This is a genomic window from Nocardioides taihuensis, from assembly GCF_042657275.1.
In the GTDB taxonomy this organism is placed as follows: Bacteria; Actinomycetota; Actinomycetes; order Propionibacteriales; family Nocardioidaceae; genus Nocardioides; species Nocardioides taihuensis.
The window spans coordinates 50,846-63,893 of the sequence record NZ_JBHSKD010000024.1; the positions used below are offsets into that span (position 1 = coordinate 50,846).

Consider the following 13,048-nt stretch of genomic DNA (forward strand, 5'->3'; position numbering starts at 1 on the left):
CTCACCACCGGAGTCGCAGCCGCAGCAGGCGCGAGGGGCGGTCGGGGTCGTCGTCGTCCACCGTGGCGGCGACGAGCAGCCCGTCGGGCAGCCGCTCGAGCGGCGCCAGGCCCTCGACCTTGGTCACCCCCGCGTCGAGGGCCGGCAGGTCGCAGACCTCCAGGACCTGCTCGCCGTCGAGCAGGGCGAGCGCCGAGCCCACGACCGGGCCGTCGGCGTAGGCGTCGGCACTGTCCTCCGCCGCCGCGCTGACCAGGATGCGACCTCCGCGGAGCGCGAGGGCGTCGGTGACGGCGAGCCCGACCCCACCGGCCTCGCCGAGGTCGTAGCGGCGCACCGCCCCGACCGCGACCTCGGCCGGGTCGCCGGCGCCGCGGGCAGCCGCCAGGAGGGCGGCCGCGTCGACGTCGACGCTCGCGGTGGGCACGCCGGCCGAGGGCAGGCCACGCTGGAACCACCGCAGGTCACCGTCGACGAGGCAGGCGCCCTCGAGGTTCAGCTGGTCGGGCCGGAGGCCGAGCGCGGTCGCGACGGCGGCGTGGAGCGGTGCCAGCTCCGCCACGACGTACGACGCGTCGGCCTCGGCGACCAGCGACGACCGCGTCCTCGCCGGTGTCGAGCCCGAGCCGAGCAGCAGCACGCCGCCGGGCACCGGCACCGCCGCCTCGAGGTCCGGCTTGAGCTCCTTGGTGCCCTCGTCCTCGCGGAAGGTGTCGTGCCCCTCGACCGCTGGCAGCACCCGGACCGCGCGGCCGGCTCCGTCGTGCCACCAGCACGCGCGCGTCGCGTCGTCGGAGACCACCAGCAGCCCGCCACGGAACGGCGCCACCGCCGAGGCCGCCGTGACCGGGGCGCCGTCGGGGTAGCGCAGGGCGGTCACGGACTCCAGGCTCACGTCCACACCACGACCCTAGGTCAGTCGGACACCGCACGGGCGTTGTCGGCCTTCCGTATCCTGTGAGCATGGATTTCGTCGGGGTGATGGTCTTCCTGGCCCTCCTGCTCGGTGTGGTCGTCGTGTTCAGCCGGCGCAACCAGCGCCGGCTGGCCGAGCTCAAGGAGGCGGAGGTCGCGCCAGTCAAGCGGCTGGCCTTCGAGGACGTCACGGCGCTGGGCGAGCAGCTGCAGCTGCTCGACCTCGACCTGGCCGGGCGCGAGCTCGACGAGGGCATGCGCGCCGACTACCAGCGTGCGCTCGACGCCTACGAGGCCGCGAAGACCGCCAGCGACGCGATCACCCAGCCCGACCAGGTCCGTCACGTCACGGAGATCCTCGAGGACGGGCGCTACGCCATCGCCTGCGTGCGCGCCCGGGTCGCCGGTGAGCCGCTGCCCACCCGTCGCCCTCCCTGCTTCTTCGACCCCCGCCACGGCCCCTCCGTCGTCGACATCGACTGGACCCCGGCCGGCGGCGCCACCCGGCAGGTCCCGGCCTGCGCGCTCGACGCCGAGCGGGTCCGCGCCGGCGCCGAGCCCGACGCCCGGATGGTGATGGTCGGCTCGCGCCGGGTGCCCTACTGGGCGGGTGGTCGCAACTACCAGCCCTACGCACGCGGCTACTTCGGTGCGTTCACGCCGATGGACTGGATGTTCGCGGGCCTGTTGTTCTCCGGCCTCGGGGGCTTCGACGCCCTCGGCGGGATCGGCGAGGGCGTCGGTGACGCGATCGGCGGCATCGGCGAGGGGTTCGGCGACGCCATCGGCGGCATCGGCGACGGCATCGGCGACGTGTTCGACGGGTTCGACTTCTAGGTCTGCCCGCCCGGGGCACCATGGGCGCATGCGCACACCGCTCCCGGGCCTCGTGGTCGCCGCCGTGCTCGTGCTCGCCGGCCTCGCCGTCCCGGCCGCGGCCGCACCCGACGGCCCGCCCGTCGGTGTCGACTTCGACTACCAGCTCGGCGGCAACCGGCCCGTCCCCGACCACGTCGGCGTCGTGGTCCGCGACCGGACCGCTGCTCCGCTCACCGGCGCGTACAACGTCTGCTACGTCAACGGCTTCCAGACCCAGGCCTCGCAGAAGCGCTTCTGGAAGCGGCACTGGTCGCTGGTGCTGAAGAGGGACGGCACGGCCGTCACCGACGAGGCATGGGGGGAGTGGCTGCTCGACATCCGCACCGACCGCAAGCGCACCCGCCTGGCCCGGATCATGGGGCGCTGGGTCGCCGGGTGCGCGGACGACGGCTACGCCGCCGTCGAGTACGACAACCTGGACTCCTTCACCCGCAGCCACGGCCTGCTCGACGCGGCGGACGCGAACACCTACGCCCGCAAGCTCGTGCGCCGCGGCCACGCCGCCGGGCTCGCGGTCGCGCAGAAGAACCGCGCCGGCTGGGACGGCACCGCGGTCGGCTTCGACTTCGCCATCGCCGAGGAGTGCGCCCGCTGGCACGAGTGCGGGTCCTACGTCGACCACTACGGCCGCCACGTGCTCGCGGTGGAGTACCGCAAGAAGGACTTCCGCCGCGCGTGCCGCCGCTGGTCCGACCAGATCTCCGTGGTGCGCCGCGACCTGGCGTTGTCCGGGCACGGGGTCCGTCGCTGGTGCTGACGGCGTTGTCCTAACCTCCTTGCCATGTCGTCGGCGCGGGTCCAGGGTCTGCACACCACGTCGTACGGCGCGTCCGGCTCGCGGATCGTCTTCTGCCACGGGCTCTTCGGCCAGGGCAGGAACTGGACCCGCATCGGCAAGGAGCTCGCGACCTCCCACCGGGTCACGCTCGTCGACATGCCCGACCACGGCAGGTCGGCCTGGAGCGAGCACTTCGACTACCTCGACGCCGCCGACCGCGTCGCGGGCCTGCTCGCGGACGACGACCCGGCGGCGCTGGTGGGCCACTCGATGGGGGGCAAGATCGCGATGCTGCTCGCGCTGCGCCACCCCGGTCTGGTCGAGCGCCTGGCCGTGGTCGACGTGTCACCCGTGCCCTATCCGCACGCCGAGGAGTTCGCGCGCTACATCGCCGCCATGCAGGCGATCGACCTCACGACGCTCGAGCGTCGTGGCGACGCCGACGCCGCGCTGGCCGACGCGGTGCCGAACCCCGTCGTGCGCAGCTTCCTGCTGCAGAACCTGCGGCACCACGCCGGCGCCTGGGAGTGGCAGCCCCACCTCGACCTGCTCGCCCGCGACCTCGGCGCGATCACCGACTGGCCCGCCGACCGGCTCGACGGCGCCGCGCCCTACGGCGGGCCGGTGCTGTGGGTGGCGGGCGCCGACTCGCCGTACGTGCGCGAGGACTACGCCCCTGCGATGGAGCGGTGGTTCCCCCAGGTGCGTCGGGTGACCGTCAAGCGAGCGGGGCACTGGGTGCACTCCGAGCAGCCCGAGGTCTTCACCGAGGTGCTGCGGCGCTTCCTGCGCTGAGCGCTCAGCCGTCGCCGGACTGGCGGGCCCGGTACGCCGCCACCGCGTTGCGGTTGCCGCAGGCGGTCGAGCAGAAGCGCTTGGAGCGGTTGCGCGACAGGTCGAGCACGATCGACTCGCAGTCGCCGTCGGCGCACGTGCCGAGGCGCGACATCTCGTCGGCGCGGATGACGTCGATCATCGCCATCGCGGTCTCGACGACCAGGCGGGTGGTCAGGGGCGCGTCGTCGTCGACGGCGTGCAGGTGCCAGTCGTAGGCGCCGTGCCGCACCAGCTGCGGGACGGCCTGGTGCTCGGCGAGCATCTCGTTGACCAGGTCGACCGCCTCGTTGCGCGGGCTGAGCATCAGCGTGCGCAGCCGCGGGCGGATCGCCCGCACCGCCTCGAGCTCGGCCCGGTCGCCGTCGTGCCGGCCGGTGTACTCGTACCCGCGGAAGAACGCGTCGAGCTCGGCCACGGTCGTCAGCGTGTCCGGGGGCTCGGCCGAGTTGACCAGGGCCGCGGCGGCCTGGAGCGCGAGCGCGGTGTCATGAGCGAATACCACGTTGACAGATTACCGGACCCCCCGTAATGTCATGAGTCATGACGACCTTGGCCCATGACATCGCCCCGGTGGCGACGACCGCGCGTCGTCGCGGCACGGTCGGGCTCGGGTTCGCCCTGGTCTCCGCCATCAGCTTCGGCCTCTCCGGCGCCTTCGCCAGCCCGCTGCTCGACGCGGGCTGGAGCGCCGGCGCCGTCACCCTGGTCCGCATCGGCATCGCTGCCCTCGTGGTGGCGCCGTTCGGGCTGCTGGCCCTGCGCGGGCGGCCCGGGGTGCTGCGCCGCAACGCCGGTCTCGTGCTGCTCTACGGGCTGCTGGCCGTGGCCGCCGCCCAGTTCTGCTACTTCTCCGCGGTCGCGCGGATGGAGGTCGGTCCGGCCCTGCTCATCGAGTACACCGCCCCGGCGGCGGTCGTCATGTGGCTCTGGATCCGCCACGGCCACCGGCCCGGCCCGGTCACGCTGCTCGGCGCCGGCCTCGCGGCGCTGGGGCTGGTGCTCGTGCTCGACCTGCTCTCCGGCGCGGAGCTCAGCCTGCCCGGCGTGCTGTGGGCGCTCGGCGCGATGGTGGGCTGCGCGACCTACTTCGTGATCTCGGCCGACGAGGACAACGGCCTGCCCCCGCTGACGCTGGCCGCCGGTGGCCTGGTGGTGGGCACCGTGGTCCTCGGCGCGCTCGCGCTGGTCGGCCTGCTGCCGATGCGCGCCGCCACGACCTCGGTGGCGTACGCCGGCCACGAGGTCGCCTGGTGGTGGCCGTTGCTCGGCCTCGGGCTGGTCACCGCGGCCCTGTCCTACACCACGGGCATCGCCGCCGGCCGTCGGCTGGGCTCGCGCCTCGCGTCGTTCGTGGCGCTCAGCGAGGTGCTCGCCGGCATCTTCTGGGCGTGGCTGCTGGTCGCGCAGCTGCCCAAGCCGGTGCAGCTCCTCGGCGGCGTGCTGATCCTCGCCGGCGTGGTGGCGGTGAAGATGGGGGAGCGGACCGTGGGTCGTACCGAGCCGGTGCTCGGCTAGGACCTGCCACCGGAACCGCCGGGCCCCGTGCCGCGTCCCACCGGCATGACCTCCCGCTCCCTCCTCGTCCGTGTCCTGCTCCTCGTCGGGCTCCTGGTCCCGCTCGGCGCCTGCGGGACCGACGACACGCCCGGCTCGGTGGGTGGACCGTCCGGGACCCCGGGAACCACGGTCCCCGAGGGGTGGCGCACCGAGGTCTGGCACGACGCCTCGGTCCGGGTGCCCGCCGACTGGGGATGGGGCGCTGCGCCGGTGCGCATCGGCAACGACGTCGTCACCTGCGGTGACGGTCCGGCGGGCGGCGCGGCGTACGTCGGTCGCCCGATCATGCTCAGCGACCTGTGCCTGGGCGACCCCCTCGACGGGCCGCAGCCGACGGCCCCGTCCGTCTGGCTGGGGGCAGCGCTGGACCCCGGCACCGAGGACCTCGGCGGCGGCTGGGTGCGCGAGACGGTCGCGCAGGGAAGCACGACCGTGACGGTGACCAGCGACGACCCCGCCCTGCGTGAGCAGGTCCTGGGGTCGGTCGGCGGCCCGCTCGACTGCAAGCCGGTGCTCCACCGGCCCAGCCACCCCGACTCGATCGTCACCGAGGGGTACGGCGACCCGGTGAGCCTCGACGTCTGCCTCTACCGCAGCCTGCGCGACGACGACCCGCTCGAGCTCGTCTACGGCACGACGCTGGGCCAGGGCGCCGCGCGCGCGTTCGCGGACGCGCTCGCCGCCGCCGCACCCGCCGAGCCCGACTGCGGGCGTGACCTGCCGTTCGAGTGGGCGACCCTGCACCTGACCGGGCAGCCCCGGGGCGACCAGGACCTCGGCGGCGGCACCCAGGAGATGGCGATCGGCTGCGGGGTCGTCGAGTCCTCGCCGGGCGAGTTCCACGCTCTCGACGAGCAGGTGCTCGACGCGCTCCGGGTGCAGGGCCTCCCGTCGACGATGTTCGCCCTGATCGGGATGCTGGGCTGAGAGCGGCTAGCGGTCGTCCTGCTTCTTGACCACGATCTCGCGGGTGAGCATCAGGATCGCCGCGGCCGTCGGGATCGCCAGCAGGGCGCCGACGACGCCGAGCAGGGCAGCACCGACCAGGGCGGCGATCACCGTCACCGCTCCCGGCACGTCGACCGAGCGCGACATCACCCGCGGGTAGATCACGTAGTTCTCCACCTGCTGGTAGATCACGTAGAAGATCACGCAGAACAGGCCCATCTTCGGGTCCTCGGCGAAGGCGATCGCCGACACCACGACCGCGCCGAGGGTGGCGCCGATCATCGGGATGATGTCGAGCAGCGCCACCACGAAGGCGAGCGCCACGGCGTACTGGCCGAGGCCGATCGCGAAGAGGAAGACCAGCGAGCTGAGTCCGGCGCAGGTCGCGACGACGAACGCGCCGGAGACGTAGCCGCCCACGCTCTCGATGACCCGGTCGCCGAGCTCGCGCACCCGCTCGCGGCGCGTGGCCGGGGCGAGGCGGTAGAACGCGGTCTTGGTCGCCTCGAGGGAGGAGAGGAAGTAGAGCGTGAGCACGGTGACGATGAAGGCGTTGGCCAGCGCCGAGACCACGGCCAGGCCGACGCCGACCACCCCACCGAAGACCGAGCTGGCGTAGTCACCGGAGGAGACGTAGTCCTTGGCCTTGTCGACGATGTGGTACTTGTTGTCGAGGTCCTGGACCTGCCGGTTGTTCTGGAGGCGGTCGAACCACCCCGGTGCCTGGTCGGTGAGTGCGGCGATCTGGTCGCTGATCACCGGCACGATCGCGATGCCGAAGAGCGTGAGCCCGATCAGCACGCCGACGATCACCGTCAGCAAGGCGTAGCCGCGCCGAATGCCGCGACGTTGCAGGAACTCCACGACCGGGTTGAGCCCGGCCGCCAGGAACATCGCGACGACGATCAGGACCAGCACCCCGCTGATGCGGAGCACCTGCGAGCCGAGCCACCACGCGAGCAGGGCGCCGAGACCCGCGAAGAAGCCGAAGGCGAACGGCGAGTGGCGCAGCAGCGCCGGCACGGGGGCCGCACCGCCGGGCACGGCCAGCCCGGCGGCGCCGCCTGGCGCGCCGGGGGCTTCTCCGTCGTTGCCCTCCCGGCGGCCCGCGGCAGGAGCCCTGGAGGACCGGCGGGTCAACTCTCGTCCCCGAACCCGGCGACCACGTCGCGCAGCGAGGCCAGCTGGGCGGTGATCGCGTCGCGGCGCTTGGCCATCCGCTCGACCTCCGCCTTGATCGCGCTCAGCTCCCGCTTGGCGTCGGCCTGGCCGGACGCCGTGATCGAGTCGGCCTGCGTGCGGGCCGAGGCGACGATCTGCTCCGCCTCGCGGCGCGCCCGGTTGAGCGTGGCCTCCGCCTCGGACTGCGACTGCTGCCGGTGTGCGGTGGCCTGGCTGAGCGCCTCGCGGGCGCGGGTCTCGGCGGCGGCGGCCCGCTCCTCGGCCTCCTCGACCAACCGCTTCGTCTCCGCCATGGAGGTGGTGTGGTGCTCGACGGCCTCCTTGGCCAGCCGCTCCTTCTCCACCGCGAGCGTGCGACGCGCCTCCTGGACCTCGCGGTCGGCGGCGGCGCGGGCCTGCTCGGCCTCGCGCGTGGCGGTCACGCGCAGGTCGTTGGCCTCCTGCTGGGCGGCCAGCCGGACCTGGTCGGCCTCGCGCTTGGCCGCGGCGAGGAGGTCGTCGGCCTCGGCCTTGGCCATGGCCCGCTCCTGCTCGGCGTCGGCGATCATGCGGGCGCGGGTGTCGTCGAGCTCCTGGAGCTGCACGAGGCGCATGTCCTCGGCCTCGCGGCTGGCGTCGGCGCGGATCCCCGCGGCGTCGCGGGTGGCCTGCTCGCGGATCTCGTCGGCGTCGCGGTGCGCCGCCTCGCGGACGTCGGCGGACTCCTCCTCGGCGAGTCGCAGCATCGCGCTGGCGCGGCCGCCCAGGCCGGCGTAGGACGGCGCCTGCGCCTCCTTCATCTCCTGCTGGGCCTGCTCGAGCTGCTGCTGGAGCGCGGCGACCTGTCGCTCCGACTCGGTGAGGCTGCGCGAGAGGCCGGCCTTCTCGGAGGACAGCTGCTGGAACCGGGCGTCGACCGCGGCCTTGTCGTAGCCGCCGCGGCGCACCTGCGGGAAGGCCACGCCCGGCGAGGCCGGCGGCAGCGGGGGCCGGCCGGAGGCGGGGGCCGGGGCGGGGGCCGGGGCGGGCGCCGGGTTGGCGGCGGCCGGAGCGGTCGGCGCCGGCCGGACGGGTGCCGGAGCGGGTGCCGGGGCAGGTGCCGGGGCAGGCGCCGGAGCCGGGGCGCGGGTGGGTGGGGGTGCCGGAGTGGGCGCCGGGGCGGGCGCCGGGGCGGCCACGACCGGCTGCGCCCGCGTCTCGTCGTCCGCGCCGCCCGCCGGGGGCGCCGGGGGCGCCGGGGTCGCCGGGGTCGCCGGGGCGGCCTGCTGCTTCACCGCGGGCATCACCTGGGTCTTCGCCGCGTCGGCCGCGGGCACCGGCGGCACCGGCTGCCGGGCCGGCTTCCTGGCCGGCCGCTTGGCGGTCGGCGGGGCCGGTGCCTCGGTCGTCTCCTCGTTCGGCTCGTCGTCGAAGATGGACAGACCCTCGTCGCTCATGTGGCGGCACACCTTTCCCGGGATGAGGCTGGTTGTCGGGTCCAGTGTTGCACCGTCCGGGGAGGGCCGCGCCCCCCGGCTCGTCAGACCCCGCGGAAGCGGTTGATCGCGTCCACGTGCTGGCTGCGCATCTCCTCGTCGCGCACGCCGAGGCCCTCCTCCGGCGCGAGGCAGAGCACGCCGACCTTGCCCTGGTGGGCGTTCTGGTGGACGTCGAGGGCGGCCTGGCCGACCTGGTCGAGCGGGTAGGTGCCGGAGAGCGTCGGGTGGATCTTGCCCTTGGCGATCAGGCGGTTGGCCTCCCACGACTCGCGGTAGTTGGCGAAGTGCGAGGAGATGATCCGCTTGAGGTTCATCCACAGGTACCGGTTGTCGTACTCGTGCATGTAGCCCGAGGTCGAGGCGCAGGTGGTGATGGTGCCGCCCTTGCGGGTCACGTACACGCTGGCGCCGAAAGTCTCACGGCCCGGGTGCTCGAAGACGATGTCGATGTCCTCGCCGCCGGTCAGCTCGCGGATCCGGGCGCCGAAGCGCTTCCACTCCTTCGGGTCCTGGGTGTGGGGGTCCTTCCAGAACCGGTAGCCCTCCTCGTTGCGGTTGATCACCAGCTCGGCGCCCATCGAGCGGCAGATCTCGGCCTTGTCCTCGCTGGAGACCACGCACACCGGGGTGGCGCCGCCGTTGAGGGCGTACTGCGTGGCGAAGCCGCCGAGGCCGCCGGACGCGCCCCAGATCAGCACGTTGTCGCCCTGCTTCATGTCGCCGCCGTTCTTGCTGACCAGCTGGCGGTACGCCGTGCAGTTGACGAGGCCGGGGGAGGCGGCCTCCTCCCACGTGAGGTGCGCGGGCTTGGGCATGAGCTGGTTGGCCTTGACCAGGGCGATGTGCGCGAGGCCGCCGAAGTTGGTCTCGAAGCCCCAGATCCGCTGCTGCGGGTCGAGCATCGTGTCGTCGTGGCCGTCGGGGTCCTCGAGCTCCACCGAGAGGCAGTGGGCGACGACCTCGGTGCCGGGCTTCCACTTCGTCACGCCGGGCCCGGTGCGCAGCACCACGCCGGAGAGGTCGGAGCCGACCACGTGGTAGGGCAGGTCGTGCCGCTTGGTCAGCGGGGAGAGGCGGCCGTAGCGCTCGAGGAAGCCGAAGGTGGAGACCGGCTCGAAGATCGAGGTCCACACGGTGTTGTAGTTGATGGCGCTCGCCATCACCGCGACCAGCGCCTCGCCCGGGCCGAGCTCGGGCAGCGCGACGTCCTCGACGTGGAGCGACTTGCGCGGGTCCTTCTCCCTGGCCGCCATCCCCTCGAACATGTCCACCTCGTCCTTGTGGACGGTGGCGGCCCGGTAGTGGTCGGGGATGTCGAGGTGGGCGAAGTCGTCGGCCGGGGTGTCGCCGGCCAGGATCGCGTCGAGGATGTGCTGCACGTCGGCTCCTGTGTCGCAGGGTCGGGGGCTGGGACGGAGATTACCGACCGGTAACTCGGTCGGGGCGAGTCTGTGACGCGTCCCTCAGTGGGTGTCCGCACCCCGGGCGGGCTCGACGAGCTCGACCAGGACGCCGCCGGCGTCCTTGGGGTGGATGAAGTTCACCCGCGAGTCGGAGGTGCCGCGACGGGGTGCGTCGTACAGCAGGCGCAGGCCGCGCTCGCGCAGGATCCGGGCGACCTCCTCGACGTCGGTGACCCGGTAGGCCATCTGCTGGATGCCGGGCCCGCTGCGGTCGAGGAACTTCGCGATCGTGGAGGACTCGTCGAGCGGGGCGAGCAGCTGGACGCACGAGCCGGAGTCGCCGACGGCCATCATCGCCTCGGCCACGCCCTGCTCCTCGTTGACCTCCCGGTGGGCCAGGCGCATGCCGTAGGTGCCCTCGTAGAAGGCGATGGCCGCGTCGAGGTCCGCGACGGCGATGCCGACGTGGTCGATGGCGGTGAAGAGGTGCGCAGCGGGGGCGAGTCCGGGGTCCGGGGTCATGGCCACATCGTCGTACGGCGGCGTCCGTGGCCGCGACCCCGTGTGACATGTTCCACCCTCCCCCGCGCCGGACCCGGTGGGTAGGGTCGTCCCCAGATCCACCCCGTCGCTCAACTGGAGGCAGTCCCATGTCCGGATCCGTGATCGTCGCCGGAGCCCGCACCCCGATCGGCCGTCTGCTCGGGGGCCTCAAGAGCCTCTCGGCCGCCGACCTCGGCGGCGTCGCCATCAAGGGCGCTCTCGACAAGGCCGGGGTCAGCCCCGACCAGGTCGACTACCTGATCATGGGCCAGGTCATCCTCGCCGGCGCGGGCCAGAACCCCGCCCGCAGCGCGGGCATCGCCGCGGGTCTCCCGATGAGCGTTCCCTCGATCACCATCAACAAGGTCTGCCTCTCCGGCCTCAACGCGATCGCGATGGCCGACCAGATGATCCGCGCGGGCGAGGTCGAGATCGTGGTCGCCGGCGGCATGGAGTCGATGACCAACGCCCCGCACCTGCTGCCCAAGTCGCGCGAGGGCTTCAAGTACGGCGACACCACCCTCGTCGACTCGATGGCCTACGACGCGCTCTACGACCAGCTCACCCAGCAGGCGATGGGCGGCCTCACGGAGGACTTCAACGCCAACGGGACCAAGCTGACCCGCGAGGAGCAGGACGAGTTCTCCGCCCGCTCCCACCAGCGCGCCGCCGAGGCCTGGAAGAACGGCGTCTTCGACGACGAGGTGGTCCCGGTCGAGATCCCGCAGCGCCGGGGCGACGCCGTCGTCGTCTCGGCCGACGAGGGCGTGCGTGGCGACACCACGGCCGAGTCGCTCGGCAAGCTGCGTCCGGCGTTCAGGAAGGACGGCACCATCACCGCCGGCTCGGCCTCCCAGATCTCCGACGGCGCCGCCGCGGTCGTGGTGATGAGCAAGGCCAAGGCCGAGGAGCTCGGCCTCGAGTGGCTCGCCGAGATCGGCGCCCACGGCCAGGTCGCCGGCCCCGACTCGTCGCTGCAGATGCAGCCGGCCAACGCGATCCGCAAGGCCGCGGCCAAGGAAGGCATCGACGTCGCCGACCTCGACCTGCTCGAGCTCAACGAGGCCTTCGCGGCTGTGGGCATCGAGTCGGCCCGCGAGCTCGGGGTCTCCGAGGACAAGGTCAACGTCAACGGCGGCGCGATCGCGCTCGGCCACCCGGTCGGCATGTCCGGCACCCGCGTGGTGCTGCACCTCGCCCTCGAGCTCAAGCGCCGCGGCGGCGGCGTCGGCGCGGCCGCCCTGTGCGGTGGCGGCGGCCAGGGTGACGCACTGATCGTGCGCGTCCCCGGGGCGTGAGCAGGCGCAGCACCGGCAACGTCCCCGAGCTGGTCGAGCGCGCCCGCACGGGTGACGCCCGGGCGGTCGCCCGGCTGATCTCGCTGGTCGAGGACGAGTCCCCGCTGCTGCGGGAGGTGATGGCGGCGCTGGCCCCGCACGCGGGGCACGCGCACGTCGTCGGGCTGACGGGCTCGCCCGGCGTCGGCAAGTCGACCTCGACGTCGGCGCTGGTGACCGAGCTGCGCCGGGCCGGCAAGCGCGTCGGTGTGCTCGCGGTCGACCCGTCCTCGCCGTTCTCGGGCGGCGCGCTGCTCGGCGACCGGGTGCGGATGCAGGACCACGCCCTCGACCGCGACGTCTTCATCCGCTCGATGGCCTCGCGCGGCCACCTCGGAGGCCTGTCGTGGACGACGCCGCAGGCGCTGCGCGTGCTCGACGCGGCGGGGTGCGACGTGGTGCTGATCGAGACCGTGGGCGTCGGCCAGAGCGAGGTCGAGATCGCCGGGCTCGCCGACACCACGGTGGTGCTGCTGGCGCCCGGCATGGGTGACGGCATCCAGGCCGCCAAGGCCGGCATCCTGGAGATCGGCGACCTCTACGTCGTGAACAAGGCCGACCGCGACGGCGCCGACCAGGTGCGCCGTGAGCTGCGCTCCATGCTGGCCCTGGCCGAGCGGGCCGAGGGGGCGTGGCGCCCGCCGATCGTGAAGACGGTCGCCGTCCGGGGCGAGGGCCTCGACGAGGTCGTCGCCGAGCTCGACCGGCACCGCGCCTGGCTCGAGGAGTCCGGGGAGCTCGCCGAGCGGCGCACCCGGCGGGCCCGCGACGAGGTCGAGGCGATCGCGGTCACCGCGCTGCGCGCGCGGTGGGGTGACGTGCACGGCCGCAGCGAGCTCGACGAGCTGGCCGGGGCCGTGGTGCGCGGCCAGAGCGACCCGTACGCCGCCGCGGACGCCCTCCTGGAGGCCTTCACCGAGTGATCCTCGTCGGGCCGGCGCGCCGGGGCGCGTCGGGGTGCGCGGCGTGGTCCAGACCTGCTAGACACGGGGGTCGGAAACGTTCCTGATCGGGCAGAGGACGGAAGCTGGTGGCTGCCATCAACGCCAAGAGGGTGACCTTGTGGGTCCTGGTCGTCTTTCTCGGGTTCTGGATGTTCACCGACCCCCACGGTCTCGCCGAGGCCGCCAAGGCGGGCGGTAGCCAGACCTGGGACCTGACCCAGCAGCTGTTCGAGGCGGTCATCCGCTTCTTCGGCGCGCTGGACTGAGG

The 13,048-nt window shown here is 73.5% G+C and carries 14 protein-coding genes; 8 read left to right on the top strand and 6 right to left on the bottom strand.

Features of this window, described 5'->3' with window-relative positions:
- Position 1 precedes the first annotated feature (1 nt).
- Positions 2-901 carry a DUF6910 family protein gene (locus tag ACFPGP_RS17295; RefSeq protein WP_378592039.1) on the bottom strand — a complete coding sequence of 300 codons (900 nt, stop codon included), beginning with the start codon at positions 899-901 and terminating at the stop codon, positions 2-4.
- Between the two features lie 62 nt (positions 902-963).
- Between ACFPGP_RS17295 and ACFPGP_RS17300 the strand changes: the two genes are divergently transcribed.
- Genes ACFPGP_RS17300 through ACFPGP_RS17310 form a run of 3 tightly spaced genes read left to right on the top strand, consistent with a single transcriptional unit; the run spans position 964 to position 3,367 of the window.
- Positions 964-1,752, top strand: a complete 789-nt coding sequence (locus ACFPGP_RS17300; protein ID WP_378592040.1) for a hypothetical protein — start codon at positions 964-966, stop codon at positions 1,750-1,752.
- Between the two features lie 28 nt (positions 1,753-1,780).
- On the top strand, positions 1,781-2,551 hold the full coding sequence (locus tag ACFPGP_RS17305; RefSeq protein ID WP_378592042.1) for an endo alpha-1,4 polygalactosaminidase: 771 nt from the start codon (positions 1,781-1,783) through the stop codon (positions 2,549-2,551).
- A 24-nt stretch (positions 2,552-2,575) separates the two neighbouring features.
- Positions 2,576-3,367, top strand: a complete 792-nt coding sequence (locus ACFPGP_RS17310) for an alpha/beta fold hydrolase (RefSeq protein ID WP_378592043.1) — start codon at positions 2,576-2,578, stop codon at positions 3,365-3,367.
- A gap of 4 nt (positions 3,368-3,371) precedes the next feature.
- On the opposite strand, the gene ACFPGP_RS17315 is transcribed toward ACFPGP_RS17310, so the two are convergent.
- Positions 3,372-3,911: a CGNR zinc finger domain-containing protein gene (locus tag ACFPGP_RS17315; RefSeq protein WP_378592045.1), complete on the bottom strand. Its 540-nt coding sequence runs from the start codon at positions 3,909-3,911 to the stop codon at positions 3,372-3,374.
- A 38-nt stretch (positions 3,912-3,949) separates the two neighbouring features.
- On the opposite strand from ACFPGP_RS17315, the gene ACFPGP_RS17320 reads away from it, so the two are divergent.
- Both ACFPGP_RS17320 and ACFPGP_RS17325 read left to right on the top strand, forming a co-directional pair.
- Complete coding sequence (locus tag ACFPGP_RS17320) at positions 3,950-4,924, top strand: EamA family transporter (RefSeq protein ID WP_378592046.1); 975 nt, start codon at positions 3,950-3,952, stop codon at positions 4,922-4,924.
- 45 nt (positions 4,925-4,969) lie between these two features.
- Entirely contained in the window at positions 4,970-5,893 is a 924-nt protein-coding gene (locus ACFPGP_RS17325) for a hypothetical protein (RefSeq protein WP_378592047.1), read from the top strand.
- Between the two features lie 6 nt (positions 5,894-5,899).
- On the opposite strand, the gene ACFPGP_RS17330 is transcribed toward ACFPGP_RS17325, so the two are convergent.
- From ACFPGP_RS17330 to mce, 4 genes are all read right to left on the bottom strand, one after another.
- The gene (locus ACFPGP_RS17330) at positions 5,900-7,054 is read right to left on the bottom strand and encodes an AI-2E family transporter (RefSeq protein WP_378592048.1); all 1,155 of its coding nucleotides are present in this window, start codon (positions 7,052-7,054) and stop codon (positions 5,900-5,902) included.
- Positions 7,051-8,511 carry a coiled-coil domain-containing protein gene (locus ACFPGP_RS17335; RefSeq protein ID WP_378592049.1) on the bottom strand — a complete coding sequence of 487 codons (1,461 nt, stop codon included), beginning with the start codon at positions 8,509-8,511 and terminating at the stop codon, positions 7,051-7,053. The genes ACFPGP_RS17330 and ACFPGP_RS17335 overlap by 4 nt, the downstream gene beginning before the upstream one ends.
- An 83-nt stretch (positions 8,512-8,594) precedes the next feature.
- Positions 8,595-9,932, bottom strand: a complete 1,338-nt coding sequence (gene ccrA / locus ACFPGP_RS17340) for a crotonyl-CoA carboxylase/reductase (protein ID WP_378592050.1) — start codon at positions 9,930-9,932, stop codon at positions 8,595-8,597.
- Between the two features lie 84 nt (positions 9,933-10,016).
- Positions 10,017-10,478, bottom strand: a complete 462-nt coding sequence (mce, locus tag ACFPGP_RS17345; RefSeq protein WP_378592051.1) for a methylmalonyl-CoA epimerase — start codon at positions 10,476-10,478, stop codon at positions 10,017-10,019.
- 128 nt (positions 10,479-10,606) lie between these two features.
- Between mce and ACFPGP_RS17350 the strand changes: the two genes are divergently transcribed.
- The 3 genes from ACFPGP_RS17350 to ACFPGP_RS17360 all read left to right on the top strand — a co-directional run bounded on the left by ACFPGP_RS17350 (position 10,607) and on the right by ACFPGP_RS17360 (position 13,046).
- Positions 10,607-11,797: an acetyl-CoA C-acetyltransferase gene (locus ACFPGP_RS17350; RefSeq protein WP_378592052.1), complete on the top strand. Its 1,191-nt coding sequence runs from the start codon at positions 10,607-10,609 to the stop codon at positions 11,795-11,797.
- Positions 11,794-12,759, top strand: coding sequence for a methylmalonyl Co-A mutase-associated GTPase MeaB (meaB, locus tag ACFPGP_RS17355; protein ID WP_378592053.1), 966 nt, complete (start codon positions 11,794-11,796; stop codon positions 12,757-12,759). The genes ACFPGP_RS17350 and meaB overlap by 4 nt, the downstream gene beginning before the upstream one ends.
- Positions 12,760-12,866: 107 nt before the next feature.
- Complete coding sequence (locus tag ACFPGP_RS17360) at positions 12,867-13,046, top strand: hypothetical protein (protein ID WP_378592055.1); 180 nt, start codon at positions 12,867-12,869, stop codon at positions 13,044-13,046.
- The last annotated feature ends 2 nt before the right edge of the window (positions 13,047-13,048 follow it).